Source organism: Lysinibacillus fusiformis (assembly GCF_003049525.1).
Lineage (GTDB): Bacteria > Bacillota > Bacilli > Bacillales_A > Planococcaceae > Lysinibacillus > Lysinibacillus fusiformis.
The window spans coordinates 100,922-118,241 of sequence record NZ_PYWL01000002.1 but is presented as its reverse complement, the minus strand read 5'-3'; the positions used below and the strand labels follow the sequence as shown (position 1 = coordinate 118,241).

At 39.5% G+C, this 17,320-nt stretch carries 19 protein-coding genes; all 19 read right to left on the bottom strand.

Translation table 11 applies throughout. From position 1 onward, the window contains the following. Window positions 1-84 precede the first annotated feature (84 nt). Entirely contained in the window at window positions 85-1,710 is a 1,626-nt protein-coding gene (locus C9J29_RS05515) for a long-chain fatty acid--CoA ligase (RefSeq protein WP_008180399.1), read from the bottom strand. Window positions 1,711-1,779: 69 nt separating this feature from the next. Continuing rightward, entirely contained in the window at window positions 1,780-2,547 is a 768-nt protein-coding gene (locus C9J29_RS05510; protein WP_089986592.1) for a 3-hydroxyacyl-CoA dehydrogenase, read from the bottom strand. Between the two features lie 15 nt (window positions 2,548-2,562). Further along, the gene (locus C9J29_RS05505) at window positions 2,563-3,711 is read right to left on the bottom strand and encodes a thiolase family protein (RefSeq protein ID WP_107921769.1); all 1,149 of its coding nucleotides are present in this window, start codon (window positions 3,709-3,711) and stop codon (window positions 2,563-2,565) included. Window positions 3,712-3,969: 258 nt separating this feature from the next. Then, window positions 3,970-4,386, bottom strand: coding sequence for a nucleoside-diphosphate kinase (gene ndk / locus C9J29_RS05500; RefSeq protein WP_008180402.1), 417 nt, complete (start codon window positions 4,384-4,386; stop codon window positions 3,970-3,972). Window positions 4,387-4,472: 86 nt separating this feature from the next. Further along, complete coding sequence (gene hepT, locus C9J29_RS05495; protein WP_089986596.1) at window positions 4,473-5,447, bottom strand: heptaprenyl diphosphate synthase component II; 975 nt, start codon at window positions 5,445-5,447, stop codon at window positions 4,473-4,475. A 19-nt stretch (window positions 5,448-5,466) separates the two neighbouring features. After that, window positions 5,467-6,171 carry a demethylmenaquinone methyltransferase gene (locus C9J29_RS05490; protein ID WP_008180404.1) on the bottom strand — a complete coding sequence of 235 codons (705 nt, stop codon included), beginning with the start codon at window positions 6,169-6,171 and terminating at the stop codon, window positions 5,467-5,469. A 15-nt stretch (window positions 6,172-6,186) separates the two neighbouring features. After that, window positions 6,187-6,954 (bottom strand): heptaprenyl diphosphate synthase component 1, encoded by a 768-nt coding sequence (locus C9J29_RS05485; RefSeq protein WP_008180406.1) that lies wholly within the window; start codon window positions 6,952-6,954, stop codon window positions 6,187-6,189. A gap of 253 nt (window positions 6,955-7,207) precedes the next feature. Then, on the bottom strand, window positions 7,208-7,426 hold the full coding sequence (gene mtrB, locus C9J29_RS05480) for a trp RNA-binding attenuation protein MtrB (RefSeq protein ID WP_008180408.1): 219 nt from the start codon (window positions 7,424-7,426) through the stop codon (window positions 7,208-7,210). 62 nt (window positions 7,427-7,488) lie between these two features. Then, window positions 7,489-8,058 (bottom strand): GTP cyclohydrolase I FolE, encoded by a 570-nt coding sequence (gene folE / locus C9J29_RS05475; RefSeq protein ID WP_008180410.1) that lies wholly within the window; start codon window positions 8,056-8,058, stop codon window positions 7,489-7,491. A gap of 220 nt (window positions 8,059-8,278) precedes the next feature. Further along, window positions 8,279-8,551: an HU family DNA-binding protein gene (locus C9J29_RS05470; protein ID WP_004232618.1), complete on the bottom strand. Its 273-nt coding sequence runs from the start codon at window positions 8,549-8,551 to the stop codon at window positions 8,279-8,281. 198 nt (window positions 8,552-8,749) lie between these two features. Continuing rightward, window positions 8,750-10,228 carry a stage IV sporulation protein A gene (gene spoIVA / locus C9J29_RS05465; RefSeq protein ID WP_008180413.1) on the bottom strand — a complete coding sequence of 493 codons (1,479 nt, stop codon included), beginning with the start codon at window positions 10,226-10,228 and terminating at the stop codon, window positions 8,750-8,752. Window positions 10,229-10,320: 92 nt separating this feature from the next. Beyond that, window positions 10,321-11,103, bottom strand: coding sequence for a hypothetical protein (locus tag C9J29_RS05460; RefSeq protein ID WP_090001290.1), 783 nt, complete (start codon window positions 11,101-11,103; stop codon window positions 10,321-10,323). Between the two features lie 22 nt (window positions 11,104-11,125). Next, window positions 11,126-11,338 (bottom strand): DUF2768 domain-containing protein, encoded by a 213-nt coding sequence (locus C9J29_RS05455; protein ID WP_008180416.1) that lies wholly within the window; start codon window positions 11,336-11,338, stop codon window positions 11,126-11,128. A gap of 223 nt (window positions 11,339-11,561) precedes the next feature. Then, the gene (locus C9J29_RS05450) at window positions 11,562-12,578 is read right to left on the bottom strand and encodes an NAD(P)H-dependent glycerol-3-phosphate dehydrogenase (protein ID WP_008180418.1); all 1,017 of its coding nucleotides are present in this window, start codon (window positions 12,576-12,578) and stop codon (window positions 11,562-11,564) included. 111 nt (window positions 12,579-12,689) lie between these two features. Then, complete coding sequence (gene der / locus C9J29_RS05445; RefSeq protein WP_008180419.1) at window positions 12,690-14,000, bottom strand: ribosome biogenesis GTPase Der; 1,311 nt, start codon at window positions 13,998-14,000, stop codon at window positions 12,690-12,692. A 197-nt stretch (window positions 14,001-14,197) separates the two neighbouring features. Beyond that, window positions 14,198-14,326 carry a hypothetical protein gene (locus C9J29_RS24905; protein WP_255319012.1) on the bottom strand — a complete coding sequence of 43 codons (129 nt, stop codon included), beginning with the start codon at window positions 14,324-14,326 and terminating at the stop codon, window positions 14,198-14,200. Window positions 14,327-14,586: 260 nt separating this feature from the next. Further along, complete coding sequence (gene rpsA, locus C9J29_RS05440; protein ID WP_008180421.1) at window positions 14,587-15,723, bottom strand: 30S ribosomal protein S1; 1,137 nt, start codon at window positions 15,721-15,723, stop codon at window positions 14,587-14,589. Window positions 15,724-15,825: 102 nt separating this feature from the next. Beyond that, a complete protein-coding gene (cmk, locus tag C9J29_RS05435; RefSeq protein ID WP_008180423.1) occupies window positions 15,826-16,500 on the bottom strand; it encodes a (d)CMP kinase in 675 nt (224 codons plus the stop codon). A 96-nt stretch (window positions 16,501-16,596) separates the two neighbouring features. Continuing rightward, entirely contained in the window at window positions 16,597-17,256 is a 660-nt protein-coding gene (locus C9J29_RS05430; RefSeq protein ID WP_008180425.1) for a flagellar brake protein, read from the bottom strand. Window positions 17,257-17,320: the final 64 nt, after the last annotated feature.

The following is a 17,320-nucleotide window of genomic DNA, read 5'->3' as shown; positions in this document are numbered from 1 at the left end:
GAAAAAAATAGTTTCACTTTTCAGGAATTTATTTCAATTAAAAAAAGAAGGTAGCTTTTCACTACCTTCATTCTAGCTAATTGACTAAACTTGTACACGGTAATCTTTTAAATCTTCTCGTAATTTCGCCTTCAAAAATTTACCTACAGATGTTTTTGGTACTTCCTGAATGAAAACAATATCATCTGGAATCCATGTTTTATGGAATTGCGCTTGTAAATTTTCGATGAGCTCCTCTTTAGAAATGGAATCCTTATATTCTGGCTTTGGCACTACACATGCCAAAGGACGTTCCAGCCATTTTTCATGTGGGATAGCAATCACAGCAGCTTCAAAGACTTTTGGATGAGACATTAAGGCATTTTCTAACTCAACTGACGAAATCCATTCACCACCGCTCTTAATTAAATCTTTTGTACGATCGGTAATTTTTATATAGCCATCCGGCGTCATTACTGCAATATCCCCTGTATAAAGCCAACCATCCTTAAAGGCTTCATCTGTACGCTCATCTTGATAGTACTCATTTGCGATCCATGGACCTCGTATCGTTAGCTCTCCCATTGTTTCGCCATCCCATGGGACCTCGCCATTTTCATTCACAACACGAGTTTCAAGAAGGGGCATGGTCATCCCTTGGGTAATGCGAACATGCATTTTTTCATCAGCCGTGTAGTCCTGCATATGGGTTAAATACGTTGATAAGCTTACAAGTGGAGAGGTCTCCGTCATCCCATACCCAGTCATATAAGGAATCTTCAGCTCCTCCTCGAAGCCCCTTACAAGACCAATAGGTGAGGCAGATCCGCCACAAACAATTAATCGCATTGACGATAGGTCACGAGGGTGTAGACGTTGCTCCTGTAAAACACCGAGCCAAATAGTAGGTACGCCTGCCGTCAAGGTTACTTTGTACACGTCAAAAAGCTCAAGTAAAAGCTGAGGCGTAAACATAGGCCCTGGTAATACCTGAGTGGCACCAAAGGCTACACTAGCAAAGGGGAAGCCCCACGCATTGGCATGAAACATGGGTACAACAGGTAGCACAACATCCGACTCACAAATGGCAATACTATCTGCAAGCCCAGCAGTTAAACTGTGAAGGACGATACTGCGATGTGTATAAACTACTCCCTTCGGCATACCAGTCGTTGCACTCGTATAACACATGCCAGCAGGTGTATTTTCATCTAAATCATCTGGAAATGTGAAATGCTCATTGGCATCTGCAATTAGTGCTTCATAGGACAAAGCATTTGGAATGGGTATAGATTCTAGTGCCACAGCATCTCCCATAATAATAATGTGTTTAACCGTTTTTAACTGTGAAACAAATGGTGCGATAAGGGGCACTAAATTGTCGTCAATTAATAATATTTCATCCTCCGCATGATTAATAACATAGACAATATGCTCTGGTGCCAGTCGAATATTAATCATATGCAGGACTGCTCCTGCACATGGTACAGCAAAATAGGCCTCCAAATGACGATGATGATTCCAAGCAAATGTCCCAACCTTCGTGCCCTGCTGCATACCTAATTTTGTAAGAGCATCCGCTAATTGACGAGTTCGTTTGACATACTCTTTATACGTAAATTCATGAATAGTTGTAGCGCTTGTTCGCGAATATATTTTCTTTGACTGAAAAAATCGTTCTGCCCGATTCAAAAAACTTGTTAATATTAAAGGCGTATCCATCATATGCATGTTACCGCTCCCCTTTGCTGACAAATTTTCGAAACAACCAAGGCTGACTGCTGCTACAATTAAAAAGATTTACTTCGGCTGCATCCGAATGGCTCCATCCAAACGAATGACCTCCCCATTTAACAAACCATTTTGGATAATGCTTTCTACCAGAAGTGCATATTCAGATGGCTTGCCAAGTCGTTTAGGGAATGGCGTCATTTGTGCAAGAGCCGTCTTTGCAGGCTCTGGTAAAGATGCAAACATAGGTGTTTCAACTAAACCGGGTGCAATAGTCATCACACGCACACCAAACTCCGCAAGCTCACGTGCAATTGGTAATGTCATGGCTGCTACGCCACCCTTTGACGCACTATAGGCAGCCTGTCCAATTTGTCCGTCAAATGCTGCCACGGACGCCGTATTAATAATAACGCCGCGCTGTCCATCCTCGTTTGGCTCATTACGCTGCATTTTCTCAGCTACTAGACGGATGACATTGAATGTACCGATTAAATTAACCGTTATTATTTTTTCAAATAAACTAAGTGCATGAATTCCCCGCTTGGAAATTACTTTGCTCGCATCTGCAATTCCTGCACAGTTCACCGCTACATTTATATGGCCAAATGCATCTATGGCTTGCTCAAGACCTGTTGCTACATCTTCCTCCTTCGTAACATCTACTCGTACATAGATTACATTTTCCCCTAATTCCTCTACTAGAGCTTGTCCACGTTCATCATTCACATCAAAGATGATGGATTTACCACCTTGTTCGACGATGTGACGAACAGTCGCCTCTCCTAAACCGGATGCCCCACCTGTTACAACTGCAACCACTTCATGCTTCCTCATTGCACATACCCCCCTTTACATTTTTTCAATAATCGTAGCATTAGCCATCCCCATACCTTCACAAATAGCTAGTAAGCCGTACCGGTAATTTTCTCGTTCCATGCGATAGAGCAAAGTCGTTAACAATTTTGTTCCGGTAGCACCTAATGGATGTCCTAGTGCAATTGCTCCGCCATCTGGATTGAGCTTCTTTGGGTCCCCACCAATTTCCTGCAACCACACAAGTGGCACAGGTGCAAAGGCTTCATTAACCTCATACGTATCGATATCCTCTATGTTCAAGCCAGATCGTTCTAACGCCTTTCGAGTTGCTTCGATTGGTCCCGTTAACATCAATGTCGGGTCAGAACCTACAACAACTCTTGTGATAATTTTAGCGAGTGGCTGAATACCAAGTTCCTGTGCCTTATCCAATGCCATCACCACTACTGCTGATGCCCCATCACTCATCTGACTAGCATTACCAGCCGTAATGACGCCATCCTCTTGAAAAACAGTTTTTAAACCATTTAAAATGTCAACCGTAGTTTCAGCACGAGGTCCCTCATCCTTAGCAACCGTTGCGACAGTGCCATCTTCTTGAATGACTTCAATAGGTAGAATTTCATCTTTGAAAGACCCTGCTTCAATGGCTGCTAGTGCTCGTTGATGACTCTCGTAGGCATAACTATTAAGCTGCTCTTTTGATAAGGACCATTTTTCGGCTATTTTCTCTGCTGATAGTCCTTGATGTATAATATTATAATTTTCCTGTAAGCGATTACCTAAATGAGCATTTTTCATGTTAGTTCCCATAGGCACCCTAGACATACTTTCCACACCGCCAGCAATTACTATATCCATATCCCCCGCTAATATAGCTTGTGCAGCGAAATGCACAGCTTGCTGACTTGAACCACATTGACGATCAATGGTCACACCCGGCACACTATCAGGAAATCCAGCCATTAACAGGGCTGTCCGCGCAATATTTCCTCCCTGCTCTGCAGTCTGCGTCACACAGCCTAAAATGACATCATCCACTTGTTCCTTATTTATGCCTGCCCGTTGTACAGCCTCCTGCAACACATCGGCTGCCATATTATCCGCTCGAACATGACTTAATACTCCCTTACTTCGCCCAACAGCCGTTCGCACAGCCGCAACAATCACCACTTCTCTCATCTCCATTGCCCCTTTTCCTCGTCATCCTTCACAGTTTATTGACAAGACTATTAATATATTCCTCACTTAATTATCAGAATATTATAGCATTTATTGTACATGAACAAGAAGTTTTTAACAATTCTATATGGTTATAGAAATAGATGATTCACTAAGATGACTGGCCCATCTAATAACCACTATCCTACTAACCATCTCCATTTTTAAGCAAAAAAAAGCAACCTCAATTATATTGAGATTGCCTAATCTATTCGCAAATTAAACTAAATCTTCACCGAAGAATAAAGCGATTTCGCGCTCTGCAGAAGCAAGAGAGTCAGAACCGTGGATGATGTTGTGAGAAACAGTTGTTGCGTAGTCACCACGGATTGTACCTGGGTTAGATTCCTCAGGTTTTGTTGCACCCATCATTGTACGTGCAAGTTTAATTACGTTTTCGCCTTCCCATACCATAGCGAATACAGGACCAGAAGTGATGAAATCAACTAGTTCACCAAAGAATGGACGCTCAGCATGTTCAGCATAGTGTTTTTCTGCTAAATCTTTTGAAATTACCATTAATTTAGCACCTTTCATTACAAAACCGCGACGCTCGAAACGATCAACGATGTCACCAACTACTTGACGCTCAACGCCATCTGGCTTAACCATTAAAAAAGTTTGTTCAATTGCCATGTTTAAAACACTCCTTAAATTCTTCTAACAGGTTTTACACCTACCGATAAATATTAACAAAAAATGAGGCTTTGTACAACAAAAAGCTAGAATTTGCGCTTACCCATAAACAATGCGACATCACGTAGCTTTTTCTTTACGGGATGTTTTGGCAAAGCATCTATTTCTTGTAAAGCCTTTTTCAAATATTTATCACTCATACGATTAGCTTGCTCAATTGCATGAGATTTACGCACATACTGCAACATATTTTGACGTTCGGCTTCTGTTAATGTACCCGCAAATACTTTTACCAAGAATGGTTGCATCTCCGGATCATCCTTTAACAAGAGAATCGGTAAGGTAATATTGCCTTGTAATAAATCACTACCTGCTGGCTTTCCTAGCTCCTTATCTGTTGCCATAATATCTAACACATCGTCGATAATTTGGAAGCTCATGCCCACAAAGTAGCCGAAGCGTTTTAAATGACCTACAGTTTTAGCATCGACGCCTGCCGCAACAGCCCCTAGCTCACAACTAGAGGAAATAAGTAGAGCTGTTTTGCGTTTGATTCTTCTAAAATAATCCTTTAAACCTTGATCGAGTCTAAATTTATCTTCAATTTGAATAACTTCACCGTTACAAATCTCAACCATGGTACGTGCTAAAATCTGATGAACTAGTGGGTCTTCTATTTTTGTAATATATTCGAGAGCACGTGCAAAAATAAAATCGCCCGTGTACATTGCTACTCGGTTATTCCATTGCGCTTTGACAGTTGGGCGTCCTCTTCGCATATTGGAATCATCAATAACATCATCATGGACAAGTGATGCCATATGAATGAGCTCTAAAGGGACTGCAACATCCTTCATCTTCTCAATGTCATATTCACCAAATTTTGCACCTAGTAATACAAAAATTGGTCGTATACGTTTGCCACCAGCTTGTAATAAATGGAGAGAAGCATCGTTGATCAAATATGAAGATGAGTCCACCGCATTTTCTAACTCTCGTTCAATGATATCGATATCTGATTTCAAATCGGAATAGAGTAGTTTTAACTTCATCTTTTCCACGTGTGAAAACCTTCCCCCATTAACGTATCTTTTTAAAGCCTATATGCATTGCCGCAGCCCCGCCACTGTATGCTTTGTACGATACTTTTTCTAATCCTGCCTGCTCAAACAATGCCGCTAACTTTTTCATACCTGGGAAATCATTCGCAGATTCTTGAAGCCAAGAATACTCCTTATAACTTTTCGCAAATATTTTACCAAATATCGGCATTATAAATTTAAAATAAAAACGGAATAATTGACGGTAACCAGGAATTTCAGATTGAGATGTTTCTAAACAAACAACCATTCCACCTGGTTTTACGACACGGTGCATTTCCTTTAAGACTTGCAAATAATCTGGTACATTGCGTAGACCAAAGCCAATTGTCACATAATCAAACGTATCATCTGGGAAAGGTAATTCCATAGCATTTCCATGAATCAGTTCAATTTGTGGATATGATTGTACTTTTTGTTCGCCAACTTTAAGCATGTTTTGACTAAAGTCGAGTCCTTTTACTTCTCCTTTTTCTCCAACTGCCTCAGCCAATGCGATCGTCCAATCTGCCGTACCACAGCAAACATCCAATGCCTTTGATCCAGGTTTGACAGCCATGTGTTTCATCGTATCATTACGCCAACCAATATGCATTTGGAAACTAATAACACCGTTCATTTTGTCATAATTATCCGAGATACTCTCAAACACTTCATGAACGTGCTCTGCTTTCGTTTTAGCCATTTTGAAAAACCTCTCTTATCCGTTAGTAGAAGCAATAGAAGCCTCTACATGTGCATGTAAAGCTTGTTTCACATCACTTTGTAAAAATGATGCACTCTCCACCATCTTCGACAGCTCTATTTTTAAATGCACTATTTTTTCCTTGATGACGCTATTAAAAGTAGTACCATGACGTTGAACACTTTCTTCAAGTGCCTTACCTATTAAGGACGTTTGTCCACGTTGATAGGCTACCATTTCTTTTTCTAAACGTAAGATCAATAAACTTTTTTCCATCAACGGTATATATTCACTAAAGGAATAAAGCTCGAAAAACTGAGCAATTAATCCTGATTCAATATTGCACATCGAAGCATACCATTGCTCGATTGTTCTTTGTTCGGTCTCATACACCTTTATCTGGTTTTCACATCGTGTCACAATTCCTTGTGACAAATTTCGTATCAATGCGACATTTCCAGACATCGCTAATATTTCATAATAACGACCACTATAAAAATCCCCAGCTAATACTGTAAGCTGCTGTTCTTTAGAAGTAGCATCTAATTCTTTTATGTGATCGTGTGCCGCTAATGCCGCATACACAATGCCAACAGTAATGGCAGCCTCTTGTTGCTCTTGTTGCCACTCTTCACCATTCAAAAACGGGACTAACAAATAAAACAATTGATTTTCATCTACCACAGGCATTCCTGTGTATTTTTGCAAAGTTCTATGACGAACATCCATGAAAATCTCTGTTTTTAACTGGGCAATTGAATTTTGAATGTATGTTGCATTCATAGACCTTACTCCATTTCACTTTCAAATACGTTAATCCTATTGAAGGCTTAACGTTTGCTTACTGAGTCATTATAGCATACGCAACGATGCGGAATAAAAAAATTTTGCTTTCTTCAAGAGGATAGGCAGTAGAGCTTTCCCATAAAAAGGGACTGCTACTGCCCATATAATTAGTTTTTCACATCTCACTCTTTTATATGTGCCTAAATGGCACGGGCTAAAAACTATTATGAAACCATATCTTGTCTATTTATTATTTTTTTGCTTCGCTATGAATCACACCATGTGCTGTATGAATCTGTGCTTTCCCTCGAATCTTCATCGCAGAAGTGTGTTCTGTAAATTGAGCAATCATAACTTCGCCGGCATCTAATTTTTCAGAATGATGGAACTTTGTATCTGTTCCACGCGTTAAACCAATGACATGTACACCATCTTCTTCAGCTTGAATAACAATATAATCTTGTGACATTCTTGTACACTCCTTAAATCCGACAAATTCTTAGTTCATCATAACATAATTAGACAAGCAATTTAAGACATTTGAATAAATGATAGAACTTCTCTACGCTTCACTTCATCTTGCTCATAAACACCACGTGCTACAGATGTTACTGTCTTAGAGCCTGGTTTTTTCAGCCCTCGCATAGTCATACACATATGCTCAGCCTCAATCACCACATAAACTCCTTTTGGTGCGAGCATTTCCATAATGGTATCAGCGACTGAAGATGTAATACGTTCTTGCAACTGTGGTCGACGAGCAATGGTTTCTACTGCACGCCCTAATTTGCTTAGTCCTGCAACAATGCCGTCATTTGGTATGTAGGCGACATGTGCTTTTCCATAGAACGGAACTAGATGATGCTCACACATCGAATAAAAAGGAATATCTTTAACAAGAACCAATTCTTCATGATCCTCGTGGAACACTGTTCTAAAATAGTCTTTGGCATCTTCATGTAAGCCACTAAACATCTCAGCATACATTTTTGCGACACGTTTTGGTGTATCTAATAAACCTTCTCGATTTACGTCTTCACCTACCGCCTCTAAAATCATTTTTACTGCTTCTTCTATTTTCAATAAATCTATATTCGACATTCGAAAAAACCTCCTGCGTATCAAAACATTACACATTTCCCTATGCATCGTAGCACATCCAAAAGGTAAGCGCAAAATGACTTACTTGTTTCACAAAAAAATTGCTGCAAGTTAGCAAATCTAGCTTTTATTATCATTATGTATAGTCAACTTGAAGTTAAAAAGAGCAGTCTTCATGTTGTTCACATGAAGACTGCTCTATGTAACTACTAGACGAGTATTATTTTACTGCGTCTTTAAGCGCTTTACCTGGTTTGAAAGCAGGTACCTTGCTAGCAGCGATTTCGATTTCTTTACCAGTTTGTGGGTTACGACCTTTACGAGCCGCACGTTCACGTACTTCGAAGTTACCAAAACCAATTAATTGTACTTTGTCACCCTTTGCAAGAGCATCTTGAATTGTATCAAATACAGCTTCAACTGCTTTAGAAGCGTCTTTTTTAGAAAGACCTGCAGCTTCAGCAACAGAGTTTACTAATTCTGTTTTATTCACACCATTCACCTCCTCTCAAAGGGTCATGAACCAATTCTGTAAAAAGAGTAACACATAGAAAACCGCTACGCAACTGTATTCATTCATGATTATAACCAAAAAATCAGTTTTTCACCCAAAAAATCAAAAAAAAGGACTTTTCGCATAAAAACGAAAAGCCCTTTTCCTATTTTTTACACTTCTTATTATTTTTTATCACTATAAAATAAATGTGACTAACCCACGATCACCTTCGTTTACCATACGTTCGATCGTTTGACGCATACGTTTTTTGGCTGTATTTGGAACTGCATCCATTTTATATCGAATACCTTCTTTTAATACTTCATGTAATGGTGTTCCAAAAAGTTGTGTATTCCATAGAGCATCACGATCATGTAAATAAGCATGGTTCAAATCTTTTAAAAGTTGCTGACTATGGAACTCAGAGCCGATTAGCGGGGCAAATTCTGAATCCATATCGACACGAATAATGTGATAAGATGGCGCCTTCGCTTTCATTCGTACACCAAAGAAATTATTTTGCTTAATTAATTCTGGGGCTGTTGGCTCAAATTCCTGCATCATTGGTAATGTAACACCATAGCCTGTTGTATCCGCATCATGAATGGCACTTTTAAAGCGCTTTTGAGCTTCTTTTGCCTCTGCTGCTTCTTTAATAAACAGTAGCCAATCTTTTTTCGTTTCAATTGGTTCTTCTAACCACTCATTACAAACCGATTTATATAGTTCACCCTGTAAGGACACACGAATTACAGCTGTGCCAATACCAGCATCTACATGGACTACTTCACTTTGATCAATAAAATCAATAGCTTTAAAAGCATCGGATGCTTGTTGCACATCTCTAATTTTCATAACAGAAGAAAGTACTTCTTCCATCGAATCAATCAATGCAACATTTAATGGATGTGAGGCATCTAACACATCTAACCAATCTGGCTTCTCCACCTCTATCGTACGGATTGGGAATTCAAATAATGCCTCTTGTAAAATATACTGAATATCAGTTTCTCTCATTTGATCAATTGCAATGGCGATAACGGGAACATTATAACGTTCAAACAACTCATTGCGCAGTTGAACAGTTTCTTCTCTAGCTGGCATTTGGCAATTAAGTAGAATGACAAAAGGCTTGCCAATTTCCTTTAGTTGCTCAACAATCTCTTCTTCTGCCCTCTCAGCAGCTCGACGACTAATACCGTTAACCGTTCCATCAGTTGTCACTACAATTCCAATATTCGCATGATCGCGAATTACTTTATCCGTACCTATTTTCGCTGCTTCTTGGAACGGAATAGGCTCTGTATGCCAAGGAGTATGAACAAATTTTGGACCATTTTCATCTTCATAGCCTTTTGTTCCTTCGATAATGTAACCTACACAATCTGCTAATCGAATTTGAAATGGCATTTCATCGTCACCGACCACAATACGGGTTGCTTGGGCAGGCACAAACTTCGGCTCAGCAGTCATAATGACTGGCCCCGGAGAACTTTGTGGCAACTCATCCTGTGCTCGCATTCTTTCTGTTTCATCCACAATGTTTGGTAACACGACGGATTCCATTACCTTTTTTACAAATGTTGATTTACCTACACGTACTGGACCGACAACACCAATATAAACATCGCCATTTGTTCGCTCTGCAATTTCTCTAAATACTGCTTCACTCAAGGTTTCTGCCTCCTTTATCTACGCTTTTTCACTATATGCGAGCTTGTAGACAAATATGAAAAAGCCCCTCACAAATGTAAGGAGCTTGTTGATTATTCTTCTTTTTTCTTGGCGGCTTCTGCCTCTTGTTTTTGTCGTTCTTGAGCCTTCTTGACATCTGCCTTATAAGTGTCCATATCATAAACTGGCTCACCCTTCTCGTCCACTGTATACGGAACAGAGTAGGCAGGTACTACAGGAAATTTATCGACAAGTAATTGGCGAATATCATCGCCCGGTTTGACATCCGGCTTGTCTTCTTTTAGAAGTTGTCCTAAATCAATGGAATAATCTACATGCAATTCACCGTCACCAGTCATAAAGAGCGGTAATTCGACGCCAGAATAGGGGCTTTTCACAGTAACCTCTGTTTTATAGCCCAAATCCTTATAATTAATTTGGTACACATTATCAGATGATGAACCTGTTATTGGTAAATATTGTGTAGATAGTTTCCGAATTCCTATTTCGCGAATGCGCTCTGCAGCATTTAAATCTACTAGTTTAACGGTCGCTTCATGCTCAGGATCCCAAATAATATACTGATATATACCGCCTTTTTCATAGGCGTTTCCAGGGATCGTCGACAAATACTTCGGCATAAGCTTTTCAAAATCAATTAAATACTTGATATATAAATCTGTATCTAATTCGCTATTTTTAATGGGTACTAGCCCACCAGTTGCTTCACGGTATTCATTAACAGCACGCTGTACAGCTGCAAGTTGGTCCACATCAGGCGTTACCTTCGCCCTTTTCTCGTCTTCTGGGTACGCACACCCTACTAACAATATGGCGGTTGCAATTACCAACAGAAGAGCACTTAGTTTTTTCATGTTACTGACACCTCGTTATTTATTATGCTGGCCATGTGGCAACTATAAGTACCATTAAAAATGTGCCAAGTCCAAACAGTATGTATGCACATAAATTTACGATTGTTCGTAAAAATACATTCGAAATCTTGTTACGAGCTAAATAAATTAAGCCGACTGATATAATCATAAAGCCTATACAATAAAACGATACCCACATTACATCCAAAGCAGGCATATGAGCTAACGGGCCCATTTCAAATAACCACCTTTCTTTCTATGTCAAGACACAATCAAAGTATATTATACTATGTGCCTTTGTTAAAAAGAAATAGTTGTCCCATAACTATCAAGAAATGGACAACCTTTTAAAATGCTTTAACTATTCAATTACTAGCACATAATAAGGTGTCTCAGTAGATTCACCGAGACACCTTATTTATGTCCGTTTCATGACAAATTTAATCATAAAAATAATATTAATGCTTCATCTCGTCAATTTCACGTTTCTTCATGCGCATCATAAGTGCGTCTACTGCCACTTTCGGTTCTACTTCATTAAAGAGTACACTATAAAGCTCTGTAGAAATGGGCATTGCCACACCATACTTTTCTGCTAATTGAAAGGCAGCCTTTGTAGTACGTACACCCTCTACAACCATCCCCATTTGATCGAGAACCTCTTGTAACTTCATGCCCTGCCCTAACATATTACCTGCTCGCCAGTTTCTTGAGTGAACGCTTGTACACGTTACAATCAAATCACCCATGCCTGTAAGCCCTGAGAACGTAAATGGATTACCACCCATTTTTACACCTAAACGAGTAATCTCCGCAAGTCCTCGCGTAATTAATGCGGCTTTCGCGTTATCCCCGTAATTCAAGCCATCGGTAATGCCTGCAGCTAAAGCGATAACATTTTTCAGTGCCCCACCAATTTCTACACCAATTACATCGTCATTTGTATAAACACGGAAAAATTGATTCATAAATAAATCCTGTACTTTTTCAGCAGCATCTATGTCCGCACATGCAGCTGTAACCGTTGTAGGATGATGAAGGACTACTTCCTCAGCATGACTTGGCCCTGAAAGCACTACAATTTCATCCACTTTTTCAGCAGGTAAGCTCTCTGCTAATATTTCAGAAATTCGCTTTAAAGAGTCAGGCTCAATTCCTTTTGAAACATGTACAAATAAAACTTTTTTAGTTAATTCAGCCGTCAATTTTTCACAAACCTCACGAATTGCTTTTGTCGGCACAGCTACAACGATTGTTTCAGCATGTGTTGCTGCCTTTGCAATATCACTCGTAGCATGTAAATTTGTTGGCAAGACCGTTTCAGGTAAATATTTTTTATTGGTATGCATACGGTTGATTTCTTCTGCCTGTTCAGCTCGATGTGTCCATACAAGCGTATCATGGCCATTTTCCGCCAGTACCATTGCCAGCGCAGACCCCCAAGAGCCTGCCCCTAACACACAAACTTTTTCCATAAAAAAAATCCTCCCTTATTGTGGGTTGTCTACACTACTTTATTTTCTTGTAAAAAGACGCCACCCAACAATTGTGTCGGGTTGGCGTATTGTATGTGTATGACGATAACTTTAAGCACGAGCACGTGTAATTAAACGAATCGGCGTTCCTTCAAAGTCGAATGTTTCACGAATACGATTTTCTAAGAAACGTTCATAAGAGAAGTGCATAAGCTCAGGTTCATTCACAAATACCACAAACGTTGGTGGTTTAATTGCAACCTGTGTAGCGTAGTAAATACGTAAACGGCGACCTTTATCGGTTGGCGCAGGATTACGTGCTACAGAATCTTCTATGACTTCATTTAAAATAGAAGATTGAATACGCATCGCATGATTCTCACTAACACGTTGGATAATCGGTAAAATTTGATGAACACGCTGTTTCGTATTAGCCGAAACGAAAATTATCGGTGCATAGTCTAAAAATAGGAAATGCTCACGAATTTGCTGCGTAAAAACATTCATCGTTTTTTCGTCTTTCTCGATAGCATCCCATTTATTTACAACGATCACAACTGCTTTTCCGGCCTCATGTGCATACCCAGCAATTTTCTTATCTTGCTCCTGAATACCTTCTTCCGCATTCATAACCACTAACACAACGTCTGAACGTTCAATCGCACGTAACGCACGCAAAACAGAATATTTCTCGGTCGTCTCATAAATTTTCCCTTTTTTACGCATACCGGCAGTATCAATAATGACATATTCCTGATCATCATACGCATAAGGTGTGTCAATTGCATCGCGTGTCGTACCCGCAATATCACTAACAATTACTCGATCTTGACCTAAGAAAGCATTCACTAAAGATGATTTCCCCACATTCGGACGACCGATTAATGAGAATTTAATTACATCATCTCCGTACTGCTCTTCATCTTCTTTCGGGAAATGTTTCGCACATTCGTCTAATAAATCCCCTAAACCTAAGCCGTGAGAGCCAGAAATTGGCCAAGGCTCACCGAAGCCCAATGCATAAAAATCATAAATCATTTCACGCATATCAGGATTATCGATTTTATTGACTGCTAGTACAACGGGTTTCTTAGTTTTGTATAAAATTTTAGCTACTTGCTCATCGGCTGCCGTTACTCCTTCACGACCATTTGTCATAAAAATAATAACGTCCGCTTCTTCAATGGCGATTTCAGCTTGTTGACGAATTTGCTCTAAAAACGGCTCGTCCCCAATTTCAATCCCACCTGTATCAATAATATTAAAATCGTGTGTTAACCACTCTGCCGAACTATAAATACGATCACGTGTTACGCCTGGGATATCTTCCACAATAGACACACGCTCTCCAACGATACGGTTAAAAATCGTCGACTTACCTACGTTCGGACGACCTACGATGGCTACTACTGGTTTCGTCATCTGTACTTCATCCTTCCAACTTCTTGTCTTTCGCTATTATACACGAAAAATGCCATTATATCATATCATATCCATAAAGTAGAACGCTATGTATGGCTTTACCAATCCAAACGATTTATTTTCGCGGTTTTATGATGTATTTTGAGTACGTAGGTGGAGGATTTTTTGAGGGTAAATCCGTCGCTTTTTGGTTTCTATTAATTGGAAGGCTTTTTCGTTATATTGCGGGCTGTATCCGTCACTTCGAGAGTTGTATCCGTCATTTCGAACTTCCTATCCATCACTTTGTGAGGTCTATCCGTCACTTTTGGGATTCTATCCGTCATTTTGCAAGGTTTATCCGTCACTTTATGGATTTCCGTCTTCGATGCTTTTAACTATCACTTTTAGAGGTTTATCCCACTTCGCTGCCTCACCGTCATCTTGTAAGATGTATCCGCCATTTTGCCAGTTCTATCCGCCACTTTTTGACTCCTATCCTTTATAGGTTTTCTCCCATTTCAATGATTCTATCTATCACTTTGCAAATCCTATCTCATCACTCCAACAAAAAGCGAGGATACAATCTTGTATCCTCGCGTTCTTCTTATTTAAAGTTTTTTAATTGATCGCCAATAACGTCTCCGAATGAGAAGCCTGTGTTTTCTTCTGGTAATTCGTAGTCAATCACTTCTTCTGCTTCTGGATTTTCGAGTAATTCTTTAATGCTTAGCGCTAATCGGCCGTCTTCAGCATTGACATCAAGGACTTTTACTTGTACTTCTTGTCCTTCTTTTAATGCTTCATGTGGTGTATTGATATGTTTGTGAGCGATTTGCGAAATGTGCACTAATCCTTCAACACCTGGGAAAACTTCCACAAATGCGCCGAAAGATGTAAGACGTTTCACTTTCCCGTCTAAAATAGCACCTTTTGCTGCACGTTCTTCGATATTAGACCAAGGTCCAGGGATCGTTTCTTTGATTGATAATGAAATGCGTTCATTTGCTGGATCAACAGATAGAACTTTTACAGTTACACCTTGTCCTTCTGATAAAACCTCACTCACATCGCTTACATGCTCATGAGACACTTGTGAAATGTGGACAAGCCCATCGATACCACCAAGGTCAATAAATGCTCCAAACGATGCTAAACGCTGTACTTTACCATCTAAAACATCGCCAGCCTTAATTTGATTAATAACATTTTGCTTTTGTGAAGCTTTTTCTGATTCCACTACTGCGCGATGAGATAAAATTAAGCGATTCTTTTCTTTATCAAGTTCAACAATTTTAAAGCTTAATGTTTTGCCTTTATAGCCCTCAAAATCATCGACAAAGTAGTCTTCTACAAGCGATGCTGGTACAAAGCCACGTACACCTAAATCTACGACAAGACCACCTTTAACAATATCCTTCACTTCCGCTTCGAAAATTTCTCCTGCGGTAAATTGTTGCTCAAGTGTATCCCATGCTTTTAAAGCATCCACTTTACGTTTTGATAGGACAAAATTTTCTTCCTCAACCTTTGTAATCATCAAATCTAACTCATCCCCAACAGAGATGACATCAGAAGCTTTCTCAATGTGCAAGCTTGATAATTCACTGATTGGGACAATACCATCAAATGGTGCACCTGGAATTGATACAGATACTGCTTTTTCATCAACTTGCTCTGCAATACCTTTGACGATATCACCCTCGTTAAACGTTTGTTCTGCATAGTTCATTTCTTCAGACATATGTAACCCTCCTTCGCATCTTCCCTTACTATTTTATTCGATATTGAAGACAAAGACAAAAATAAATCCTTTAAATTTGAAAAATGTCTGAAATTTTAGGATTTATAGCATTTTTTCTTCTGCTAATTTTAAAATAGCTTGTGCTGCATCTTCGATAGACAACGCTGTCGTATCTAAAAATACGGCATCTTCTGCTTGGATAAGTGGTGATGCTTCACGCTCACTATCTTTTTTATCACGTAATGCAATTTCTTCCTGAAGTTTTTCAAGTGAAGAGTCGATTCCTCTTTTTTGATTATCTATAAATCGTCTTCTTGCGCGTTCCTCTACCGTTGCAGACATAAAAATCTTTAGTTCTGCATCTTTCAATACATGTGTAGCAATATCGCGGCCATCCATAACGACGCCACCGTTTGCTGCCAGCTTTTGTTGTTGAGCTACTAATAACTCACGAACCTTTGCATGGGCAGCTACTTGAGAAACTGATGAAGTGACTTCATTTGATCGAATATCAGCTGATACATTGTGACCATCTAAAAAGACAAGCTGTCCCTGTGGAGATGGCTTTAAATCAATGGTACTTGCTGCTAACATTTCAGCTAATTTTGCTTCATCATCTAAATGTATGTTTTGTTGCATCGCTTTATACGTAACTGCTCGATACATTGCACCTGTATCGATGTAAGTAAAATCAAGTGCCTCAGCAACAATTTTTGCAATAGTACTTTTACCGGCACCAGCAGGCCCGTCTATCGCAATTTGAATGTTTTTCTTCATATTCTTCCCTACTTTCTGTCACCTCATATTGTATCATATAACCTATAAAAAGCCCTCTGCTAGGAGAGGGCTTTTAAAAAATTACTATGCAAAATATTAAGCATTAAAGGGATTCAATTCTTTACGACGATTGCCTAATTGACGCTCAAAGCAAAAGCGCACGATATGTTGTTGGTCAACATCATCTGAATCCGTTAGCTGGATTGTTGCAATTCGTTTAGAATCTTTTTCAAAAATACGCACGACAATTGCCTCTGTTATCACGTATTTCACATCCCCATTGGCAAATGGTAAGGCAACCGTTAATTTCACCTCATCCCCATCATTGAAAGCCACTTCACCTTTCAAAATGAGGGCCAAGCCTCCTGCACTAATATCCGAAGCAACTAACTGATATTTGTGATCCTTGAACTGAACGGCCACATCCACGGGTGTTTCAACTCGTACATATTCTCGTCGTTGAATTTTAATAAATTCCTCTGGCTTTGGGCAATGCAACATAATCATAGGTATATGGCCCGCTTTACGGCCTATTACCTCCGTATTAAAGGCAAATGATTGTTTGTCCTCAGTGCGAAAGGTTGCTCTAAATTCTGAGCCATCTATCAAAAATGCTGTTTTCTTTGTCGCCATATTAATTGGATAATCAATATAAAGAATATGGTCTTGTTGCTCTACAACTTTACAGCGGAATTTCTCCACACGCTCTGTATAAGTCGGTTCAAGTTGTAATTGTGTGCCAATTTTAATCTCCATGAGCATCTCCCCGTACAATAAATATGGTTTAATTATCTCATGAGATATTAATTTTGGCTATAAA

Excerpts from the sequence above, each read along its gene's own strand:
- C9J29_RS05485 (WP_008180406.1), bottom strand. The coding sequence starts at position 6,954 with ATGAATGCAACATACATTCAAAATTCAATTGCCCAGTTAAAAACAGAG.
- mtrB (WP_008180408.1), bottom strand. The coding sequence starts at position 7,426 with ATGTCACAAGATTATATTGTTATTCAAGCTGAAGAAGATGGTGTACAT.
- C9J29_RS05490 (WP_008180404.1), bottom strand. The coding sequence starts at position 6,171 with ATGGCTAAAACGAAAGCAGAGCACGTTCATGAAGTGTTTGAGAGTATC.
- C9J29_RS05450 (WP_008180418.1), bottom strand. The coding sequence starts at position 12,578 with ATGGAAAAAGTTTGTGTGTTAGGGGCAGGCTCTTGGGGGTCTGCGCTG.
- cmk (WP_008180423.1), bottom strand. The coding sequence starts at position 16,500 with ATGAAGAAAAACATTCAAATTGCGATAGACGGGCCTGCTGGTGCCGGT.
- C9J29_RS05515 (WP_008180399.1), bottom strand. The coding sequence starts at position 1,710 with ATGCATATGATGGATACGCCTTTAATATTAACAAGTTTTTTGAATCGG.
- ndk (WP_008180402.1), bottom strand. The coding sequence starts at position 4,386 with ATGGCAATTGAACAAACTTTTTTAATGGTTAAGCCAGATGGCGTTGAG.
- C9J29_RS05505 (WP_107921769.1), bottom strand. The coding sequence starts at position 3,711 with ATGAGAGAAGTGGTGATTGTTGCGGCTGTGCGAACGGCTGTTGGGCGA.
- C9J29_RS05455 (WP_008180416.1), bottom strand. The coding sequence starts at position 11,338 with ATGGGCCCGTTAGCTCATATGCCTGCTTTGGATGTAATGTGGGTATCG.
- C9J29_RS05430 (WP_008180425.1), bottom strand. The coding sequence starts at position 17,256 with ATGGAGATTAAAATTGGCACACAATTACAACTTGAACCGACTTATACA.
- rpsA (WP_008180421.1), bottom strand. The coding sequence starts at position 15,723 with ATGTCTGAAGAAATGAACTATGCAGAACAAACGTTTAACGAGGGTGAT.
- C9J29_RS24905 (WP_255319012.1), bottom strand. The coding sequence starts at position 14,326 with ATGACGGATAGAATCCCAAAAGTGACGGATAGACCTCACAAAGTGATG.
- C9J29_RS05460 (WP_090001290.1), bottom strand. The coding sequence starts at position 11,103 with ATGAAAAAACTAAGTGCTCTTCTGTTGGTAATTGCAACCGCCATATTG.
- der (WP_008180419.1), bottom strand. The coding sequence starts at position 14,000 with ATGACGAAACCAGTAGTAGCCATCGTAGGTCGTCCGAACGTAGGTAAG.
- folE (WP_008180410.1), bottom strand. The coding sequence starts at position 8,058 with ATGTCGAATATAGATTTATTGAAAATAGAAGAAGCAGTAAAAATGATT.
- C9J29_RS05510 (WP_089986592.1), bottom strand. The coding sequence starts at position 2,547 with ATGAGGAAGCATGAAGTGGTTGCAGTTGTAACAGGTGGGGCATCCGGT.